General features: G+C 67.2%; 17 protein-coding genes and 1 riboswitch. Of the genes, 12 read left to right on the top strand and 5 right to left on the bottom strand.

What is annotated here, in order from left to right; genetic code table 11:
- Positions 1-3: 3 nt before the first annotated feature.
- Complete coding sequence (locus V7E00_RS15255; protein WP_333573466.1) at positions 4-2,466, bottom strand: TonB-dependent receptor domain-containing protein; 2,463 nt, start codon at positions 2,464-2,466, stop codon at positions 4-6.
- A 199-nt stretch (positions 2,467-2,665) separates the two neighbouring features.
- On the opposite strand from V7E00_RS15255, the gene V7E00_RS15250 reads away from it, so the two are divergent.
- The 5 genes from V7E00_RS15250 to V7E00_RS15230 all read left to right on the top strand — a co-directional run bounded on the left by V7E00_RS15250 (position 2,666) and on the right by V7E00_RS15230 (position 7,670).
- The gene (locus V7E00_RS15250; RefSeq protein ID WP_333573465.1) at positions 2,666-3,463 is read left to right on the top strand and encodes a sterol desaturase family protein; all 798 of its coding nucleotides are present in this window, start codon (positions 2,666-2,668) and stop codon (positions 3,461-3,463) included.
- Positions 3,384-3,812 carry a DUF2141 domain-containing protein gene (locus V7E00_RS15245; protein ID WP_333573877.1) on the top strand — a complete coding sequence of 143 codons (429 nt, stop codon included), beginning with the start codon at positions 3,384-3,386 and terminating at the stop codon, positions 3,810-3,812. Before V7E00_RS15250 ends, V7E00_RS15245 begins: the two co-directional genes overlap by 80 nt.
- A gap of 65 nt (positions 3,813-3,877) precedes the next feature.
- Positions 3,878-4,735, top strand: a complete 858-nt coding sequence (locus V7E00_RS15240; RefSeq protein WP_333573464.1) for a MipA/OmpV family protein — start codon at positions 3,878-3,880, stop codon at positions 4,733-4,735.
- A 39-nt stretch (positions 4,736-4,774) separates the two neighbouring features.
- Positions 4,775-4,885: riboswitch (TPP riboswitch) on the top strand.
- A gap of 46 nt (positions 4,886-4,931) precedes the next feature.
- Complete coding sequence (thiC, locus tag V7E00_RS15235; RefSeq protein WP_333573463.1) at positions 4,932-6,803, top strand: phosphomethylpyrimidine synthase ThiC; 1,872 nt, start codon at positions 4,932-4,934, stop codon at positions 6,801-6,803.
- Positions 6,804-7,022: 219 nt separating this feature from the next.
- Complete coding sequence (locus tag V7E00_RS15230; protein ID WP_333573462.1) at positions 7,023-7,670, top strand: PEPxxWA-CTERM sorting domain-containing protein; 648 nt, start codon at positions 7,023-7,025, stop codon at positions 7,668-7,670.
- A 25-nt stretch (positions 7,671-7,695) separates the two neighbouring features.
- On the opposite strand, the gene ung is transcribed toward V7E00_RS15230, so the two are convergent.
- A complete protein-coding gene (gene ung, locus V7E00_RS15225; RefSeq protein ID WP_333573461.1) occupies positions 7,696-8,394 on the bottom strand; it encodes a uracil-DNA glycosylase in 699 nt (232 codons plus the stop codon).
- 103 nt (positions 8,395-8,497) lie between these two features.
- Between ung and V7E00_RS15220 the strand changes: the two genes are divergently transcribed.
- Positions 8,498-9,055, top strand: a complete 558-nt coding sequence (locus tag V7E00_RS15220; protein WP_333573460.1) for a hypothetical protein — start codon at positions 8,498-8,500, stop codon at positions 9,053-9,055.
- Between the two features lie 20 nt (positions 9,056-9,075).
- On the opposite strand, the gene ubiG is transcribed toward V7E00_RS15220, so the two are convergent.
- On the bottom strand, positions 9,076-9,807 hold the full coding sequence (gene ubiG / locus V7E00_RS15215; RefSeq protein ID WP_333573459.1) for a bifunctional 2-polyprenyl-6-hydroxyphenol methylase/3-demethylubiquinol 3-O-methyltransferase UbiG: 732 nt from the start codon (positions 9,805-9,807) through the stop codon (positions 9,076-9,078).
- Between the two features lie 58 nt (positions 9,808-9,865).
- On the opposite strand from ubiG, the gene V7E00_RS15210 reads away from it, so the two are divergent.
- Complete coding sequence (locus V7E00_RS15210; RefSeq protein WP_333573458.1) at positions 9,866-11,137, top strand: aspartate kinase; 1,272 nt, start codon at positions 9,866-9,868, stop codon at positions 11,135-11,137.
- Positions 11,138-11,170: 33 nt separating this feature from the next.
- Here the strand turns inward: V7E00_RS15210 and V7E00_RS15205 are convergent, their stop codons facing one another.
- Complete coding sequence (locus tag V7E00_RS15205; protein ID WP_333573457.1) at positions 11,171-11,851, bottom strand: hypothetical protein; 681 nt, start codon at positions 11,849-11,851, stop codon at positions 11,171-11,173.
- Between the two features lie 12 nt (positions 11,852-11,863).
- Positions 11,864-12,931: a hypothetical protein gene (locus tag V7E00_RS15200; RefSeq protein WP_333573456.1), complete on the bottom strand. Its 1,068-nt coding sequence runs from the start codon at positions 12,929-12,931 to the stop codon at positions 11,864-11,866.
- A gap of 291 nt (positions 12,932-13,222) precedes the next feature.
- Between V7E00_RS15200 and V7E00_RS15195 the strand changes: the two genes are divergently transcribed.
- From V7E00_RS15195 to tilS, 5 genes are all read left to right on the top strand, one after another.
- On the top strand, positions 13,223-14,254 hold the full coding sequence (locus V7E00_RS15195; RefSeq protein ID WP_333573455.1) for an NAD(P)H-dependent flavin oxidoreductase: 1,032 nt from the start codon (positions 13,223-13,225) through the stop codon (positions 14,252-14,254).
- 77 nt (positions 14,255-14,331) lie between these two features.
- Positions 14,332-16,608, top strand: coding sequence for a phosphoenolpyruvate--protein phosphotransferase (ptsP, locus tag V7E00_RS15190; protein ID WP_333573454.1), 2,277 nt, complete (start codon positions 14,332-14,334; stop codon positions 16,606-16,608).
- A gap of 112 nt (positions 16,609-16,720) precedes the next feature.
- On the top strand, positions 16,721-17,662 hold the full coding sequence (locus tag V7E00_RS15185; protein WP_333573453.1) for a helix-turn-helix domain-containing protein: 942 nt from the start codon (positions 16,721-16,723) through the stop codon (positions 17,660-17,662).
- Between the two features lie 82 nt (positions 17,663-17,744).
- Positions 17,745-18,653: a YbgF trimerization domain-containing protein gene (locus V7E00_RS15180; RefSeq protein ID WP_333573452.1), complete on the top strand. Its 909-nt coding sequence runs from the start codon at positions 17,745-17,747 to the stop codon at positions 18,651-18,653.
- On the top strand, positions 18,631-19,647 hold the full coding sequence (tilS, locus tag V7E00_RS15175) for a tRNA lysidine(34) synthetase TilS (RefSeq protein ID WP_333573451.1): 1,017 nt from the start codon (positions 18,631-18,633) through the stop codon (positions 19,645-19,647). Before V7E00_RS15180 ends, tilS begins: the two co-directional genes overlap by 23 nt.
- Positions 19,648-19,692: the final 45 nt, after the last annotated feature.

Genomic DNA, 19,692 nt, shown 5'->3' with positions numbered 1-19,692 from the left:
CGCTCAGAAGTCGAACTTGGCCGACATCGAGACGGTGCGGCCGTTGATCGAACGGCCCCAGCCGATGCCGTTGGCGGGCACTTCGCTCTGGTTGAACTCGAAGAAGCCGACCTGGTCGAACAGGTTGCTGGCGTTGAGCATCACCCGCACCCGATCGATCGGCTTCACCACCACGAAGGCATTGACCACGGTGAAGCCCGGCATCTTGAGCAGGTTGCTGTCCTGCGCATAGCTGCTGGTGATCGTCACGACATTCGCACCCAGCGTCACCCGATGCAGCTCGATTTGCGGGGTGGCTTCCAGGGTCCAGGTTGGCTGGTGGCGCGGTTCCTTGCCGGTCAGCGTCGGATCGAGAAAGTCCTTGGTGATCTTCGCGGTGGTGTAGGTGGCACCCGCGGTGATGCTGAAGATGCCGCGGCGATATCCGCCTTCCATCTCCACGCCGGTTGCGCGGTAGCTGCGGATGGTCTGGTTAGCCGATCCGTTGAGAACATTGTGGTCGTCCGCGGTCGCGCGGAACGCGGTGACGTTGAGCGTCGCGCCGGCATGGCGGAACTTGAAGCCGCCTTCGAGCTGGCGGACCTGATCATATTTGTCCGCCGCGTTGGGCACGCTGCCGTTGACCACGCTCACCGCGGGGGTGAAGAGGATCTTGTCGGCATTGGCGCGGGCGCCGCGGCTGTAGCGGGCGAAGACCGAGAAGGGCTCGGCCACGCGATAGTTGATCCCGCTCGAATAGCTCCAATAGCCGTAATTGTAGTTGACCGGCGCGGGCGTATCGAGCGGCAGATAGGCGACGCGGGTTTCCGGCGCGGAGATGATGCCGTTGCCGTTGATGTCGTAGCTGATCAGCCCGACGCGGCCGCCGCCCAGATCGGCGCCGACCAGCGAGCCGCGTACCCGGCCGCGATCGTAGCGGAGGCTGCCGCCGATCGAAAGCTTGCCGACATGGTAGTTCACCGAGCCATAGGGCGCGACAATGTCGTACGACACGTCGAAGATGCGGCGGAACTTGCTGCCGTTGCGGCTGAAGGTGTAATAGCCGTTCTGCGTCTGTGCGACGCCGGTCGCGCTGGTAACGTTGACCATCGCGGTCTGTCCGTCGCCCGCCACATCGGTGTCGATGCCCGAATGCAGCCACTGGGCGTAGAGCTTCTGGTTGGCCTTGTAGAGGCCGCCGGTGACGGTCAGGTCGCCTCGCCCGAGCTTCCACACCTTCGTCGCGCGCACGTCGTTGGTGAAATTGTCCAGCGAACGGGCGCGGGTCTGCGCCATGTAGTTGAACGACAGCAGGCCGTTGCCGTTGGCGTCTGCCGGCACCAGCTTGCCGATGTTCGGGCCGCTGGCATAGGTCGCCACCGCGCCGGCACCCGCCTGGGAAGCCGCGATCGTTGCGATCGGGCCGACGGCAGAGGGGAAGACGCGCAGGAAGTCGCCCGAATTGGCGGAATAGCGTGCGCGCTCGCTGATCGTCACGCCGCCTATGTCGAACTGTGCTTCCAGGCCGATCGTCTTGCTCTTGGCGCGCATGCCGTTGGCGACGTCGAACCGGGCGAGCTTGTTGTCGCCGTCCAGCGTGGTTACCGGGCCGATGAAGGGGGAGAGCAGCGAATCCTTGCGGATATCGAAATTGCCGGCGTTTCCGATCACCGGCTTGGCGTTGGTGCCGGTGATCCGGATGGGATAGGGGGCAAAGGTGGGCGAGCGATCGTCCAGCCACTTGCCGCTCACCCGGACATAGCCTGTCGCGAACTGCTTGGTGACGTTGAAGCGGATCTGGCCGCCCTTGTAGCCGGTGAAGCCGATGTCGCGCGGACCCTCGCCCGAGCGGTAATAGCCGCCGACATGGAAGCGCCACCCGTCCCCGATCGGCTGGCCATAATCCATGTCGACGCGTTTCTCGCCATAATCGAGCCCGACAGTCGCCTGCACTGCGCCGCCGCGGGTCTCGCCGGTCTTGGAGATCAGGTTGATCAGGCCGCCCGGCGCGTTGGACGAGAAGGTCGAGCCCGAGCCGCCGCGGATCGACTCGATTGCCGCCACGTTGAAGTCGGCGCGCATGAACACATCGACGCCGACGTTGAAGATGTCGCCGAACTCGAGCACCGGCAGCCCGTCTTCCTGGAACTGCATGTATTTGGAGCCGCCCGCCGCCAGCGGCAGGCCGCGCACGGTGTAGTTGGCGTTGCCCTCGCCGATGCCGCTCTCGACGCGCAGGCCGGGCATGGTGCGGAGGACATCGCCGAGCGGACGCGGGCCCAGCTTCTCGAACTCGCTCGCGCGATAGGCGCTGGTCGAGGTAGCGCTGTCGAGCCGGTCGCGGCCCTTGGCGACGCCGGTGGAAAAGACTTCCTTTTCCGGTGCCTGGGTGCTGGGAGGCTTGGGGATGTCCTGGCTGGACTGGGCAAAGGCGGTGTGGACCATCCCGCTCGAACAGAAGGCGAGCAACCCGTAGCGCAGCTTCATGACGACCTCTCCCGACCCGTGACTGTTGTTCTATGGGTCGGGCAATCTAGCCGCGGCGCTATTAAACTCTGTTACCAAGCATCTTCGTAGAACTACGAATGTTACGGAGCCGCAATGCCACGGGTGCGGCTGCGGGGGGACCGCAAGCGGGTTTGCTCCGCATTGCCGCAGCGGCCGGGAAGGCGTAGCAGCGGGAGACATGGACATCGCCCTTGCCATCCTCGCCTCCGCGATCGCCATGACCGTGATCGTCGGGGTGCGCTATGTCGCGGCCTCGGCTGGCTTCGCCCTGGCGACCCGGCTTCGGCATCCGGGCCTCTATGCCGGCCTCGGCAAGCAGATCCGCATGGAGATCGGGTGGAGCCTCGCCTCGGCGGCGATCTATGGTATTCCCGCGGGCATCGTCGCCTGGGGCTGGAAGGCGCATGGATGGACGCGCATCTATGCGGACGTCCATGCCTGGCCGCTCTGGTACCTGCCGGTGTCGGTGTTCCTCTACCTCTTGCTGCACGATAGCTGGTTCTACTGGACGCACCGGGCGATGCACGTGCCGTCGCTGTTCCGCCGCTACCACGCCGTCCACCATGCCAGCCGCCCGCCCACGGCCTGGGCGGCGATGAGCTTCCACTGGGGCGAGGCGCTGTCGGGCGCGATCGTGATTCCGCTGCTGGTCTTCGCAATTCCCATTCATGTCGGCGCGCTCGGCTTGGTGCTGACGATCATGACGGTTATGGGTGTGACCAACCACATGGGCTGGGAGATCTTCCCGGCCTGGATGTGGCGGGGGCCTTTGGGCGCATGGCTGATCACGGCGAGTCATCACCAGCGCCATCATGAGCGGTATGGGTGCAACTATGGGCTATATTTCCGGTTCTGGGACCGGCTGTGCGGTACCGACCAGGGGTTGGGGCGGTTCGATCCTGCAGCGGGCGGGGCTCGCGCTCGTCGCGCTGCCGCTGCTGACCAGCGCCGCGCCGCTGGCGACGCTGGAGCTTGACTTCACCAAGCTGCGCTCGACCCGCGGACTGTTGCAGATCTGTATTGCACCGGCGGCCAGCCAGTTCCCCGATTGCCGCGACGGTCGCGGCGCGATCAAGCGCACCATTCCGGCGGCCGAAGGCAAGCTGCGCCTGAGCGGCCTCGCCCCCGGCGACTATGCGGTGGCGGTGATCCATGACGCGAACGGCAACGGCAAGCTCGATACCTTCATGGGCATCCCGCGCGAAGGCTTCGGCTTCTCGCGCAACCCGGTGATCGGCTTCGGTCCGCCGCGCTTTTCCGCCGCGCAATTCCCCCTGCAGGGCGGCAGCGACCGGCAGGAAGTGAAGCTGCGCTACCTGCTCTAGGAACTGCGCGGGCGTGCAGACGTTGCCCGGGTTCTGATCGTCTGATCGCGTTTCCGGAGTATTGCATGTCCTTCCTGCGCACCGCGGCGAGCGCCGCCCTCGTCTCGCTCCCGCTGTTCGCCGCGGCCCCTGCCTTCGCCCAGCAGGATGCCCCGGACTCCCCGCCGGACCTGACTCGGGACACGGTGATGGTCGGCGTCGGTGCCGCCGTCGTGCCCAGCTATGACGGGTCGGACAAGAGCGTGATCACCGCGGCGCCGGCGGTGCGCGGCCGCGTCTCCGGCATCAACTTCGCGCTGCTCGGCAGCCGTGCCTGGGCGGATCTGATCGCCGACAACAACGGCCCCGGCTGGGATTTCCAGGCGGGTCCGGTCGTCAACGTCAACCTCAACCGCACCTCGCGCATTGACGACGTCCAGGTCGCGGCGCTCGGCAAGGTGAAGACCGCGTTCGAGGCCGGCGGCTTTGTCGGCCTCGGCAAGCAGGGGCTGATCACCAGCGATTATGACAAGCTGACCATTGGCGTGTCGTACATCCACGACGTCGGCAGCGTGCATAAGAGCTATCTGGTTTCGCCTTCGATCAACTATGGCACGCCGCTCAGCCGCAAGGCCTATGTGCTGCTGAACCTCTCGGCCAATTACATGGGCAATGGCTATGCCCAGACCTATTTCGGCGTGACGCCGGGCGGCAGCGCGCGGAGCGGCCTGCCGGTGTACAACGCGCGCAAGGGCTGGAAGGACTGGACGCTCGGCGCGATGGGCAACGTAGCGCTTACCGGCGACCTGACGCACGGCCTGTCGGCAGTGGGCGGCGTCGCCTATCGGCGCATGCTCGACGACGCCGCGGATTCGCCGGTGGTGCGGATCGCGGGGTCGCGGAACCAGTGGTACGGCGCGGTGGGCCTGGCCTACACCTTCTGACGGGGGCATTGCCCGCACCCGCTTAAGTCTTTACAGCAAGATCATTCCCCGGGGGACCGCTGGCGCAGCGGTTGAGAGGAGGGCCGCAGCCCTCGACCCGCTGAACCTGATCCGGTTGACACCGGCGTAGGGAGGGAGGGTCTTGTTCCCCGAGGTCCGTCTGCTCTCCCTGCGTCCGCCCGAAGGAGAGACGAGCATGGCCGACATTCCCGCCAAGACCGAAATCGGCGTAACCACCGGGCCCATTCGTGGCAGCCGCAAGATTCATGTCGGCAAGCACCGCGTCGCGATGCGCGAGATCCATCTCGAGCCCGGCAGCGGCGAGCCGCCGGTGCGCGTCTACGACACCTCGGGCCCGTATACCGATCCGGATGCCCGCATCGACATCATGGCCGGCCTGCCGGCGATCCGCCGCGACTGGATCCTTAGCCGCGGCGATGTCGAGGCCTATGACGCGCGCGAAGTTAGTCCCGAGGACAATGGCCTGAAGGGCCCGGATCGTTCGGCCGGCGTGCCGCAGTTCCCGAACGTGACCAAGCGTCCCTTGCGCGCCAAGCCGGGCATGAACGTCAGCCAGATGCACTATGCGCGGCGCGGCATCATCACGCCCGAGATGGAATATGTGGCGGAGCGCGAGAATCTCGGCCGCGAGCGGCTGGCCGAATATGTCCGCGACGGGCAGGACTGGGGCGCCTCGATCCCCGATTATGTGACGCCCGAATTCGTCCGCGACGAAGTGGCGCGCGGCCGGGCGATCATCCCGAACAACGTCAACCACCCGGAAAGCGAGCCGATGGCGATCGGCCGCAACTTCCTGGTGAAGATCAACGCCAATATCGGCAACTCGGCGGTCGCCAGCGACGTGGCCAGCGAGGTCGACAAGCTGGTCTGGTCGATCCGCTGGGGCGCGGACACGGTGATGGACCTCTCCACCGGCCGCAACATCCACGACACCCGCGAATGGATCCTGCGCAACTCGCCCGTGCCGATCGGCACCGTGCCGATCTACCAGGCGCTGGAGAAGGTGGGCGGCATCGCCGAGGAGCTGACCTGGGAGATCTTCCGCGACACGCTGATCGAACAGGCCGAGCAGGGCGTCGACTATTTCACCATCCATGCCGGCGTGCGGCTGCCCTATATCCCGATGACCGCCAAGCGCGTCACCGGCATCGTCAGCCGCGGCGGCTCGATCATGGCCAAGTGGTGCCTGGCGCATCACCGCGAATCCTTCCTCTACGAGCGGTTCGACGAGATCACCGAGATCATGAAGGCCTATGACATCGCCTATTCGCTGGGCGACGGCCTGCGCCCCGGCTCGATCGCCGACGCCAATGACGAGGCGCAGTTCGCCGAGCTCTACACGCTGGGCGAGCTGACCAAGCGCGCCTGGGAGCAGGACGTGCAGGTGATGATCGAGGGCCCCGGCCATGTGCCGATGCACAAGATCAAGCAGAACATGGAAAAGCAGCTCGAGGCGTGCGGCGAGGCGCCCTTCTACACGCTCGGGCCGCTGACCACCGATATCGCGCCGGGATACGACCACATCACCAGCGGCATCGGCGCGGCGATGATCGGCTGGTACGGCACGGCGATGCTCTGCTACGTCACGCCGAAGGAGCATCTCGGCCTTCCCGATCGCGACGACGTGAAGGTGGGCGTGGTCACCTACAAGCTGGCGGCACACGCGGCGGACCTCGCCAAGGGTCATCCGGCGGCCAAGGTGCGCGACGACGCGCTGAGCCGCGCGCGCTTCGAGTTCCGCTGGCGCGACCAGTTCAACCTGTCGCTCGATCCGGACACGGCCGAGAAGTATCACGATCAGACGCTGCCGGCCGAAGGCGCCAAGACCGCGCATTTCTGCTCGATGTGCGGGCCGAAATTCTGCTCGATGAAGATCACGCAGGAAGTGCGCGACTTCGCCGCCAAGCAGAACGCATCGGCCGACACTTTCCTGGCGGCGACGCCGGCGACGGTGGATGCCGAGGCCGGCATGGCCGAGATGAGCAAGGTGTTCCGCGAGACCGGCAGCGAGCTCTACATGGGCGCGGGTGATCGCGAGCACGATTGAACAGCTATGGGGGCGGCCTGTACGCCCGCCCCCATCGACGAATACAAGCGATTCCAGGCACGTGCCCTGCCGTGCGCGTCGGCGAGCGCAGGAGTCCCCAAAAGACAGCCCCCAGGCCGATCTTCATGGTTAAAATGAACCCAAAATGACGGCATAAAGTGTGCACCTTTCGGCAACCGAAAGGGAGCGCGGACAGCTTGTCGGAAAAGGGGAAATGTCATGAGGTCTTGGATCACAGCATTGGTTCTTGCGTGCATCGGCCTGCCTGCAGCCGCACAAACTTTCTCTAATCCGATGGGGATCGGGGTTCCGAATATTGGTGGTGTCGAGAGCCCCATCATTGTTTCGGGCGTGACCGGCAACATCTCCTCGCTGTCGGTAACACTGCATGGCGTGAACCATGCATTCGAGAGCAATCTGCTCTTTGCCCTGATTGCGGAGAATGCCAAGGTCGGCCTCGTCTTCTGGAGCGGGGCGGCCAGCCTCCATCCGATCGACAATGCCACGCTGACCTTCAATGATAGCGCCTCGCAGTTCCTGCCTCAGTTGGGTGACGACACGCCCATCGTCTCCGGCGTGTATCGGCCGGCCAACAGGGCCGGGATCGGACTGCTGGGGGTTACAAACCTGACGTCTTTCTCCGGTTTCAACGGCCTGAACCCCAATGATAACTGGACGCTGGCATCGATCGACTTTGGGCCCACCAATCGGGGTACGATCAATGAAGGGTGGAGCATCACCTTCACGACCGGCAGTGGCGCTGGCGCAGTGCCGGAGCCTGCGAGCTGGGCGATGCTGATCGGCGGCTTCGCCCTTGCGGGCGGCGCGATCCGCAGGAAGCGGGTACAGGCCTTGCAGGCGGCCTGAGTCCGCCTGCTCCGCCCATGCCCGGTCAGGGGATGGGCGGCAGCGCCCAGTCGATCGGCTTCTGGCCGATGCTCTCCAGAAACGCGTTGGCCTTGCTGAACGGACGGGTGCCGAAAAAGCCGGAATGCGCCGAGAGCGGCGAGGGGTGGGGCGCCTTGAGCACCAGGTGCCGGCCGCCCTTTTCGATCGAGTCGACGAACGCCGCCTTCTTCTGCGCATGGGCACCCCACAGCAGGAATACCACCGGCTCGGGCCTGGCGTTGACCAGCCGGATCACCGCGTCGGTGAAGCGCTCCCAGCCGCGGCCCTGGTGGGCGGCGGCGCGGCCCATCTCCACGGTCAGCACGGCATTGAGCAGCAGCACGCCCTGTTCCGCCCAATGCTCCAGGAAGCCGTGCTGCGCGCGCGGGATGCCGAGGTCGGTCTCCATTTCCTTGTAGATGTTGACCAGGCTCGGGGGCACCCGCACGCCGGGCTTCACCGAGAAACACAGGCCGTGCGCCTGGCCTTCGCCGTGATAGGGGTCTTGCCCGAGGATGACGACGCGGACCTGCTCCAGCGGCGTCAGATCGAGCGCGCGAAACCAGTCGCCGCCCGCCGGGAAGATGCGCTTCCCCGCAGCCTTCTCGGCGCGCAGATACTCGCGCAAGGCGGCCATGTAGGGCTGGGCGAATTCCCCCTCCAGCGGGGCCATCCAGCTCGGGTGCAGCTTGATCGTGGACATGGGCCCTCTGTCCGGCCCGGCGGCAGGGCTGTCAATCGGCGGCTATTGACAGCGTTGACGCCTGCGATAGCCTGCAGGACAACGAAAACAACGGAGGGGTGCCATGAAATCATGGCTGTGCATGGCCGCGCTGTGTCTGTCTGCCGTCGCGCCGCCCGCGCTTGCGCAGGCGCAACAGCAGCAGGCTGATATTTCCAAGCAGATCATCAATGCGCCGACGCCCGAGACGTTCAACGTTTACGGGCTCAGCGTGAAGCCTTCGGTGATCAAGGACAAGACTGTCCAGGGCGGACGCGCGCTGCGTGTGCCGATCGCGGGCGGCGGCGACCAGCCGTGGAGCGTCGGCCTGATCTCGTCGATCAACCAGCCGGTGAAGAAGGGCGACAAGCTGGTGATCGTCGTCTGGGCGCGCGCGGAAAAGCTGCCCGAAGGGGCGAGCAGCGCCAAGATCGCCACCATCCAGGTCGGCCTCGCCAAGGAGCCCTACACCACCGTGTTCAAGGGCGAGGGCGAGGTGGGCAGCGAGTGGAAGATGGTGCATGTCGTCGGCACCGCCGACCGCGACTATGCGGTGGGCGACATCTCGGTCTCGCTGCATCTCGCAACCGCCAGGCAGGTGCTCGATATCGGGCCGATCCTGCTGCTCGATCTCGCCAGATAAGGGGTGCCGCCGTCCGCGGCTCAGGCGCGGACGGCAGTCACCAGATAGTTGAGCGCCTCGTTCTCGGTCACCACGAAGCCGCGGGCAGGCGAGAAGCTCAGGCCCTGGCGGTCGATCACCTTCAGGCCGGCATCGACGAGCAGCGCCTCCAGCTCCTCGGGCTTGAGGAAGCGGCTCCAGTCGTGCGTGCCCTTCGGGATCGCGCCGGTGCCTTCGGCCAGCGTGATCATGGCGAGGCGCGAGAGCGGCGTGCGGTTGGGCGTGGAGAGCACCATCAGCCCGCCCTCGGCGAGCGCAGCGGCCAGCCCGCGCACGAAGGCGGCAGGGTCACTGACATGCTCGATCACTTCCATCGAGGTGACCAGGTCGAACGTCCGCCCCGCCAGATTCTCGATGCCGCCGTGGACATAGTCGATCGGCAGGCCGGATTGCTCCGCATGCGCGCGCGCCGCGCCGATATTCTCCCCCGCCGCGTCCACGCCGGTGACGCGCGCGCCGAGGCGGGCGAGCGGCTCGCACAACAGGCCTGCGCCGCAGCCCACATCGACCGCGGTCTTGCCCGTCAGCGGCATGAAGTCCGCCGAATCGCCGGCCCAGTGCGAGTCGATCGCCCGGCGGATATAGCGCAGTCGCGCAGGATTCAGCCTGTGGAGCATGGCGGAGGAACCCTTCGGATTCCACCAATCGGCCGCCAGACGACCGAAATGTTCAGCTTCACGGGGGTCAATCGTAGCTATTGTTGCGTTCGGCATCGGCGGCTCCTATCAGGCACGCCCATCTCTCCCAAGGGCAGGAAACAAGCAACCAGCCATGGCGCGTATCGTAATGAAGTTCGGCGGCACATCGATGGCCGGGATCGAGCGTATTCGCAGCGTTGCCGCGCGCGTCAAACGTGAATGGGAGTCGGGCAACCAGGTTGCGGTGGTCGTCTCTGCGATGGCGGGCGAGACCGACCGGCTGGTCGGCTTCTGCCGCGAAGCCTCGTCGCTCTACGACCCCAAGGAATATGACGTCGTCGTCTCCGCCGGCGAGCAGATCACCAGCGGGCTGCTGGCGATCGCACTGCAGGCGATCGGCGTGCCGGCGCGCTCCTGGCTGGGCTGGCAGCTGCCGGTGCAGACCTCCGACGCATTCGCCAAGGCGCGGATCGAGGATATCGAGACCGACGCGCTGCTTGCCAGCATGGGGAACGGCGAAGTCGCGGTGATCCCCGGCTTCCAGGGCGTGCACGAGGGGCGGATCACCACGCTCGGTCGCGGCGGCTCGGATACCTCGGCGGTCGCGGTGGCGGCGGCGGTCAAGGCCGATCGCTGCGACATCTACACCGATGTCGACGGGGTCTACACGACGGACCCGCGCATCGTGCCTCGCGCGCGCAAGCTGAAGCGCGTGACCTATGAGGAAATGCTCGAACTCGCCAGCGTCGGCGCCAAGGTGCTCCAGACCCGTTCGGTCGGCCTGGCGATGAAGGAAGGGGTTCGCGTGCAGGTGCTCTCGTCCTTCACGGGCGACGACGCGCCGATGGCAGATACATTGCCCGGGACGATGATCGTGGGCGAAGAGGAGATTCAGGACGTGGAACGCCAGCTCATCACCGGCATCGCGCACGACAAGAACGAGGCCAAGATCACGCTCACCGCGGTGCCGGACAAGCCCGGCGCGGTGGCGTCGATCTTCACCCCGCTCGCCGATGCCAGCATCAACGTCGACATGATCATCCAGAACATCGCGCACCAGAGCGCCGGCAGTGCCAGCGCAACGGACGTGACGTTCACGGTCCCGGCGGCGGATCTTGCCCGTTCGCTGGAGATCCTGGCGCAGCAGAAGGAAGCGATCGGCTTCACCGGCATCAGCCACGACACGCGTGTCGCCAAGGTCTCGGTGGTGGGCGTCGGCATGCGCAGCCATGCCGGTGTCGCCGCGACGATGTTCCAGACGCTGGGCGCGCGCGGCATCAACATCCAGGCGATCACCACGTCGGAGATCAAGGTCTCGGTGCTGATCGAAGAGGATTATACCGAACTCGCGGTGCGCGTGCTGCACACCGCCTATGGCCTCGACGCGGACGAACTCGCGGCCTGATCCTGCTGCGGCGCCGGACCATGTACCGGCGCCTCAGCGGGTGCTCAGCGTACCCACGCCCGAGGCGTTGAAGCTTAGCAGCCACGCCTTGCCGAGGGGCATCGTCCAGCTGTCGCTGGCGGCAACCGGTTTGCCGATCGCGGAGGATCCGACCGGCCGGGCGAGGACATAGCCGCCCGCCCCGACCTCGACGGTCGTCAGCGGCGATGCCTGCGCCAGGAAGGCTGGATAGGCATAGGGACTGCCGAGCCCAAAGCCGACGAACACCGAATAGACGGTGCTGTCGAAGCTGGGGATGCTCCATCCCGCTGGGCCGTGGTTCAGGACGACCTCGCCGATCCTGAGCGCGAAACTGTCGGTATCGGCGGTATAGGCGACCACGGAGCCGCTGGCGGAGATGTCGCCGATCCGGAGCACCTGCGCCAGCCACCAGAGCGGCAGTTGCTGGTCGTAATCGATATAGGCCTGGGTCAAGACCTGCTGCATCCCGGCGACCAGCTCGCCCGGCTCGGGCGCGGCAGGGCCGGCGCCGGCGAAACTCGCCACCAGATCAACCGAGGAGAGCCCGTCGAGCTGGATCAGCACGCTGGTGTGCGGCGTGGCCGCGGCGGCGGGGGCGTGTAGTGGATTCCCGCCGGGCACAGGGACCGGCGGGAACCGCAAGGCGGGCAGCGAGGCCGTCGACGACGGAGCCCAGGAACCGGTGTCGGCCACGCGCCCGCCGGCTCAGTTTGCGCCGCCGAACACGATCTGCGCGCCCGCGACCAGCAGGTTCTGGATGGCCTGCGCGGACTGCGTGCCGTTATAGCTGAAGTTCACGCTGGTGCCCTGGCCCGACGTCCCGGTCACCGTGAACTGCACGCCGGACAGGACGAAATAGGTGAACGCTGCGGTGAGCGCCGCCGTTACCGTGATGGTGCCGGTGAGGAAGGTGTTGGTCAGCAGCGCGGCGTCCTGCTCCTCCTCGATCGCGGCATCGAGCGCCTCGGTGGTGTTCTTCCAGTAGACCGACTTGACCGTATCCTGCTGCATCTTGTTGGTGTCGATGTACGACAGCGCCAGCAGCTGGGCGATGTCTTCGGTGCCGAGCATCGCGAGATTTTCCTTGAACAGCATCTGCGGCGGCTTTCCGGGCGTGACGCTCCAGGTGCCGTTGTTGAGCAGCGTCACCGTGCAGGCGTTCGCGGAGAAGGACGTCGGTACGCTGATCTGCGCTGCATTGTTGCTGACCTGGGTCCAGTCCGCGAGCTCCGAATCGCCGAAGCTGCCGACGCTGACATAGAAGCTGAGCTTCGGCGTGAGCGTGCGGGTCTGGTTGGGCGAGGGCGACCAGGTCATTCCCATGAAGCCGGAGCTGGTCTGGATGCCGAACGACTGGTTGCTGTACCAGCCATTGGCTTCGTTGTTGCCCTGGTCGAAGGCATTGGTGACGATCTGCAGGCTGTTCGAAGGCGCCCCCCCTGAACCCGGCGTCAGCGTCGGGCCCATGTTCGGCGGCACGTCGGCATAGAGGGCGTCCCACACCTGCCCGACATCGGTATTCTGCGAGATGGTGGAATTGATCTGGACGTTGAGGCCGACCGCGTTGTTGCTCGCGCCGGCGCCGACCACATATTGCACCGGGATCACGAAGGAATTGGTTGCCGGGTCGTTGGAGCGGATCGCCAGCGAGGCGCTGGAATTCGCGAATACCGCTGGGTCCGAGGCGAGTTCCTGCGGGCGAGTCAGGAAGCACCAGAAGGTTTGCGTCGTCGATGACTGGTTCACGAGATAGATCGTGTAGTTCGTCGTCATGTCCCTCTCCATATCAATGAAGGCATGCGCGATCCTCAGCTTCAACGCCGCGGAGGAGGTCGAAGTTGATGACGGGCTGCCATGGTATCTATGTTTTATCTGCGGCGACCGATTCGGGTGCTCTACTGTGCGGATGCTGCTTACGCCCGGAGCAATGGCGGCGGTACGCGGGTTTGATCCATCCTGAATGCGCTGCGCCGCACCTGTCGCCATTTCGGTGGAACCGGTTCACGGCCCCACCGCACGCATGCGGACTTGCCGCGCGATAGCGGAAGGGATTAGGCGGCGGGCATGAACGCATCTTCTTCGATCGGCGCCGAGCGCCTGGCCCGCCGCATGGCGCGCGGCTGCGAATTCCTGGGCAGCGAGACCGCCATCCTCGGCGGCGCCATGTCCTGGGTGTCCGAGCGCAATCTGGTCGCCGCCATCTCCAACGCGGGCGGCTTCGGCGTGATCGCGTGCGGCGCGATGAGCCCCGAACTGCTCGACGCCGAGATCGCGGCCACCAAGGCGCTGACCGCAAAGCCGTTCGGCGTCAACCTGATCACCATGCACCCCCAGCTGTTCGAGCTGATCGACGTGTGCGGTAAGCACGGCGTCGGCCATGTCGTGCTCGCGGGGGGGCTGCCCCCGGCGGGCTCGCTCGATGCGATCAAGGGCCACGGCGCCAAGCTGATCTGCTTTGCGCCGGCGCTGAGCCTCGCCAAGAAGCTGATCCGCTCGGGCGTCGACGCGCTGGTGGTGGAAGGCATGGAGGCCGGGGGCCATATCGGCCCGGTGTCGACCAGCGTGCTGGCGCAGGAGATCCTGCCCGAGGTCGCGAGCCAAGTCCCCGTGTTCGTCGCCGGCGGCATCGGCCGGGGCGAGGCGATCGCCGGCTATCTCGACATGGGCGCCGCGGGCGTGCAGCTCGGCACCCGCTTCGCGGCGGCGACCGAAAGCATCGCACACGCCAATTTCAAGAAGGCGTTCATCCGCGCCTCCGCCCGCGACGCGATCGCCAGCGTACAGATCGATCCGCGCCTGCCGGTGATCCCGGTGCGCGCGCTCAAGAATGCCGGCGGCGAGCTGTTCACCGCCAAGCAGCGCGAAGTGGCGCAGGCGCTGGACCAGGGCGGCATCGAAATGGCCGAGGCGCAGCTGCAGATCGAACACTACTGGGCGGGCGCGCTGCGCCGCGCGGTGATCGACGGCGATGTCGAGCATGGCAGCGTGATGGCCGGCCAGTCGGTCGGCATGGTCACCAAGGAAGAGCCGGTGGCGACGATTATCGAAACGCTGATGGCCGAAGCCGCGCACGCGCTGGAGAAGCGCGCGGCCTGACGCTACGGCCCGGCTTTTCTGCGGATTTGCTGCGCACCCGCTTGGCGTGGGTGCGCACAATCTGTTAGCGCTGCTCCATGGCCTTGACCGCAGCCGCCTCCGCCCGGGAAATCCTTACCCGCCTTCACGATCTGATGGCGAAACGGCTGCCGGTCCAGTCGAAGCTCAACTCGGTCGTCAACATCATCGGCGAGGCGCTGCACAGCGAGGTCTGCTCGATCTATCTGCTGCGCGAAGGCGTGCTGGAGCTGTTCGCCACCCGCGGCCTGGCGCAGGAAGCGGTGCACGTCACCCGGCTGGGGCTGGGCGAGGGACTGGTCGGCACCATCGCCGCGCATGTCGAGACGCTCAACCTCGACGAGGCGACCAGCCACCCCAATTTCGTGCACAATCCGGAAACGGGTGAAGAACGGTTCCACAGCTTCGCCGGCGTGCCGATCATCCGGCGCGAGCGCGCGGTCGGCGTGCTCGCCGTGCAGCATGTCGATCCGCGGCGCTACGCGGACATCGAGATCGAGGCGCTGCAGACCGTGGCGATGGTCCTCTCCGAGCTGATCGCCAATGCCGAGCTGATCGATGCGGCGGGCGGCACCTCCACCCGGCTGCAGCCGACCACGTCGGGCACGATCGGCGGTTTCCGGCTGGTCGAAGGCATGGCGCGCGGCGTCGCGGTGTTCCACCAGCCGCGCATCACCATCGAACATACCGTCGCCGAGGATACCGAGGCCGAGCGCCACCGCGTCTATGCCGCGTTCGACAAGATGCGCGAGCAGATCGACCGCATGACGAGCCAGGCCGAGTTCGGCGTCGGCGGTGAGCATGAGGAGATCCTCGCGACCTACAAGATGTTCGCCTATGACGAGGGCTGGAGCCGTCGCATCAACGAGGCGATCGATTCCGGCCTGACCGCCGAGGCGGCGATCGAGCGGGTGCAGCAGCGCACCCGCCAGCGCATGCGCGAGATCGACGATCCGCTGCTGCGCGACCGGATGCACGATCTGGAGGACCTGTCCAACCGGCTGCTGCGCATCGTCTCGGGCCAGCTCGGCACCGCCGCGCAGCTGGGTTTGCGCCACGATTCGATCCTGATCGCGCGCAACCTGGGGCCGGCCGAGCTGCTCGAATATGATCGCCGCCGCCTGAAGGGCGTAGTGCTCGAGGAGGGCTCGCTCACCGCGCACGTCACCATCGTCGCACGCGCCATGGGCGTGCCGGTGCTCGGCCGGGTGCGCGAGATCCGCCGCGAGGTTGCGGAAGGCGACCTGCTCCTGCTCGATGTGGGCGAGGAGAGCGTGTTCGTGCGGCCCTCGCTGGCAATGGAGGAGGCGTTCGAAGCCAAGCTGGCGCTCAGCCAGAAGCGGCGCGCCGCGTTCGCCCAGCTCAAGAACGTCGCACCGGTGACCAGGGACGGTCACCGGGTGACGGTGATGGTTAATGCCGGGCTGCGCGACGACGTGTCCGCGCTCGACCTGACCGGGGCCGATGGCATCGGCCTGTTCCGCACCGAATTCCAGTTCCTCGTCTCCGCCACGCTTCCGCAGCGCGAGGCACAGCGCCGGCTGTATCGCGACGTGCTCGAAGCGGCAGGCGAGCGGCCGGTGGTGTTCCGCACCGTCGATATCGGCGGCGACAAGGCGCTGCCCTATCTGAACCACGACGAGGATGGCGAGGAGGAGAACCCCGCCATGGGCTGGCGCGCGCTGCGGCTGGCGCTCGACCGCGACGGCCTGATGAAGGCGCAGGCGCGCGCCCTGATCGAGGCGGCAGCAGGGCGCACGCTCAACGTGATGTTTCCGATGGTCTCGGAGCCCTGGGAGTTCGACCAGGCGCGCGCCCTGTTCGAGGCGCAGCATGCCTGGCTCGCCGCGCGCGGGCGCAAGCTGCCCACCGAGATCCGCTACGGTGCGATGCTCGAGGTGCCGGCGCTGGCCGAGGTGCTCGACCTGTTGCTGCCCAAGCTGCAGTTCCTGTCGATCGGCACCAACGACCTCACCCAGTTCCTGTTCGCCGCCGATCGCGCGCATCCCAAGCTGGCCTTGCGCTATGACTGGCTGAGCCCGGCGATCCTGCGCTTCCTCAAGCGGGTGAGCGACGAGGCGCGCGCGGCGGGCGTGCCGGTGGCGGTCTGCGGCGAGATGGGTGGGCGCCCGCTCGAGGCGCTGGCACTGATCGGGCTCGGCATCGACCGGCTGTCGATCACGCCGGCAGCGGTGGGGCCGATCAAGGCGATGCTGCGCTCGCTCGATCGCGGTGCGGTGATGGCCGCGATGGACGAGATGCTGCGGCATCCGCAAGCGCCGCTGCGCGATGTGCTCACCCAATGGGCCGAGGCGCAGGGTGTCGAACTCGCCTGAGCTTCCCGCGGAATGATTTAGTCGCGGCGTTGACAGCGGCACGGCGGGGAGGGCATCCCCTGCAGCACAAGGGCGGGCGTTCCAGGGTCCAACGCGCTCGCCGGAGGATAGAATGCAAGGCGAAACGCCCGAAGAGTCCACCTCGTACACTGCCCGTCCCGGTGAACGTCTGCGCGCCGCGCGCGAAGCCATGGGACTGGATCTGCCCGAGATTGCCGCGCGTACCCGCATCCCGCAGCGCCACCTCGAGGCAATCGAGCAGGGGACCTATTCCGGGTTGCCGTCGATCACCTATGCCACCGGCTTCGCCAAGGCCTATGCCCGCGCGGTGAACGCCGACGAAGTCGCGATCGCGCACGACGTCCGCGCCGAGCTCGGCCAGATCGAACGGCCCGTGCTCACGCCGGAATATCCCTTGCAGGAGCCGTCGCGCGCGGCGCCGAGCGGGATCGTCTGGTTCGGGGTGATCGTGGCGCTGGTGATCGTTGCCGGCATCGGCATCTGGTACGGCACCAACTGGTTCCGCGGCGGCGCGTCGCAGGGCGACGGCCTGGTCCAGCAGCTCGAGCCGACGCCCAGCCCCGCGCCCGTGGCAGCCGCACCGGCACCCAGCCCCACCGTTCCCGCCGTCGAGCATGTCACGCTCGTCGCGCGCGGCCCGGCCTGGATCCGCATCACCGACGCGACCGGCAAGAAGCTGGCCGAGAAGGAACTGGCGGCCGGCGAACGCTATGAAGTGCCCGACGATGCCGATCATCCGCGCATCCGCACCGGCCGTCCGGACCAGCTGCAGGTGCTGCTGAACGGCAGCGAAGTGGCGCCGCTCGGTACGCAGGTGGAAGTGATCGAGGCGGAACTGACCTCGGCCGCGCTGCGGGGCCGCGGCCAGCCGGGCGCGACGCCTACGCCGACGCCGAGCGCCACCGCGGCGGCCACGCCGCTGCGTGAGCGCACCCCGCGTCGGCGGGCCGCGCCGCGTGCGACCGATGGCGGCGACGCTGCCCCGGTGCCCGTGGGTGGCACGACGCCCGCAGGCGACACGCCGAACCCCTGAGGGGGTGGCGCAAGCGGGCGCCGCTTGGCTATAGCGGCGCCACGCCTCCGTTCCCCGGGAGGCGCTGAGGGATTTATCGACGATGCGTATTGCTCTCGCAGCGGCACTGGCCTTTGCCGCGTTCGGCTTCAACGGCACCGCGATGGCGCAGGCCCAGGACGGCAATGTCGGCCAGCGCGTCGACAAGCTGGAGCGCGAGATGCGCGCGGTGCAGCGCAAGGTCTTTCCGGGCGGCGCCGGCATGACGGTGGAACCGCAGATCACCCAGCAGGTCGACACTACCCCGCCGGGCGTGCCCGCGACCACGCCGCTCGCCGATCTCACCCAGCGCGTCGCCGCGCTGGAGAGTCAGATTCAGACGATGACCGGCCAGATCGAGCAGAACCAGTATCGCATGCGTCAGCTCGAAGAGGCGTTCGGCGCGTACAAGGCCGCGACGGATGCGCGGATGAAGGCGCTGGAAACGCCGCAGCCGGCTGCCGATGCCATGCCGACGGATGGTGCCGTGGCTGCCTCGGGCGACTCCGCGACCGCGCCTGCACGTGCCTCGGGAGATCGCGCGGCCAAGGTGGCGGCTGTCGAGAAGCCGAGCACCGGCGACGCGGGCGAGGATCTGTACCTCTACGGCTTCCGCCTGTGGCAGGCGAAGCTGTACCCCGAAGCGGCCAAGGCGCTCGAACAATACAAGGCCAAATATCCGACGGGCAAGCGCGCCAGCTTCGCGCGCAACCTGCTCGGCCGCACCTATCTCGACGACAACCGGGCAAATCTCGCCGCCATCGCGCTGTACGAGAATTATACTGCAAACCCGAATGGCGAGCGCGCGGCGGACAGCCTCTATTATCTCGCCCAGGCGCTGGTGAAGCTGAAGAAGCCGGCAGGCGAGGTCTGCAAGGTCTATGACGAACTGAACAGCGTGTACGGCGCGTCGCTTTCGGCCGAAATGAAGGCGGGCGTCGCCAAGGGCCGTGCGGATCAGCGCTGCAAGTGACGCGTCGCTGATCGACGCGATCGCGGGCGAGGACATCGCCCGCTTCACCGCCGGCTGGCTGGCGGTCGCGGGTCGCCTGCCCGAGAGCGCAGCGCCGGCCGGTGTCGCCGTGTCGGGCGGCACGGACAGCCTCGCACTGCTGCTGCTTGCCCGCGCGGCGTTTCCGGGAGCGGTGATCGCCGCCACCGTCGATCACGGCCTGCGCGCCGAGTCCGCCGAAGAGGCAGCGTTTGTGGCGGCGGTCTGTGCCCGAATCGGTGTTCCGCACACCATCCTGCCGCCCCGACCGGAGATGCTCGTGGGCGGCAATCTCCAGGATCGGGCGCGGGCGATGCGCTATCGCTGCCTTGCCGACTGGGCCACGGCGTGCGCTGCGCGCTGGGTCGCCGTGGCGCACCAGCAAGACGACGTGGCGGAAACCTTCCTGCTGCGCGCCCGGCGAGGAGCGGGGCTGGGCGGCCTCGCGGCGATGCTCCCGGCGCGGCCGCTGCGCGCAGGCGGCGGCGCGCCTTCGCTGGTGCGGCCGTTGCTCGGCTGGTCGCGCGCCGAGCTGGCCGCCCGCGTCTCGGCCGCGGGAATCGTCGCCGTGGAAGATCCCTCCAACCGGCACCCGCGCTTCGATCGGAGCCGGGCCCGCGCCCTGCTCGCCGACAGCCCCGAATTGCCGCCGGCCCGGCTTGCGCGCGCCGCCAGCAACCTGCGCGATGCGGAGACCGCGCTCGCCTGGGCGGCGGCCCGGGAATGGGCCGCACGCGCCGAATCGGGGCAGGGCGGGCTGTTGCTCGAGATGGCCGATCTGCCCCACGAACTGCGTCGCCGCCTCGTCGCGCGCGCGCTCAACATGGTGAATGCCGCCCCGCCGCCGCGCGGTTCCGGGCTTGACCGGCTGATCGCCGCGGTGGATGCCGGGCAGGTGGCGACATTGGCCGGAGTCGTGGTGCGGCCTGGACCCCGCTGGCACTTCGCGCCGGCGCCTCCGCACCGATCACCGTGATCGACGTTGTTCCATTGTCATTAACGCCGCCATGCCTATCTTAGA

Origin of the sequence: Sphingomonas sp. (assembly GCF_036731925.1) — a bacterium.
Lineage (GTDB): Bacteria > Pseudomonadota > Alphaproteobacteria > Sphingomonadales > Sphingomonadaceae > Sphingomonas.
Note: the sequence above shows the minus strand (reverse complement) of the source record. Positions and strands in the feature narration are given on the sequence as shown.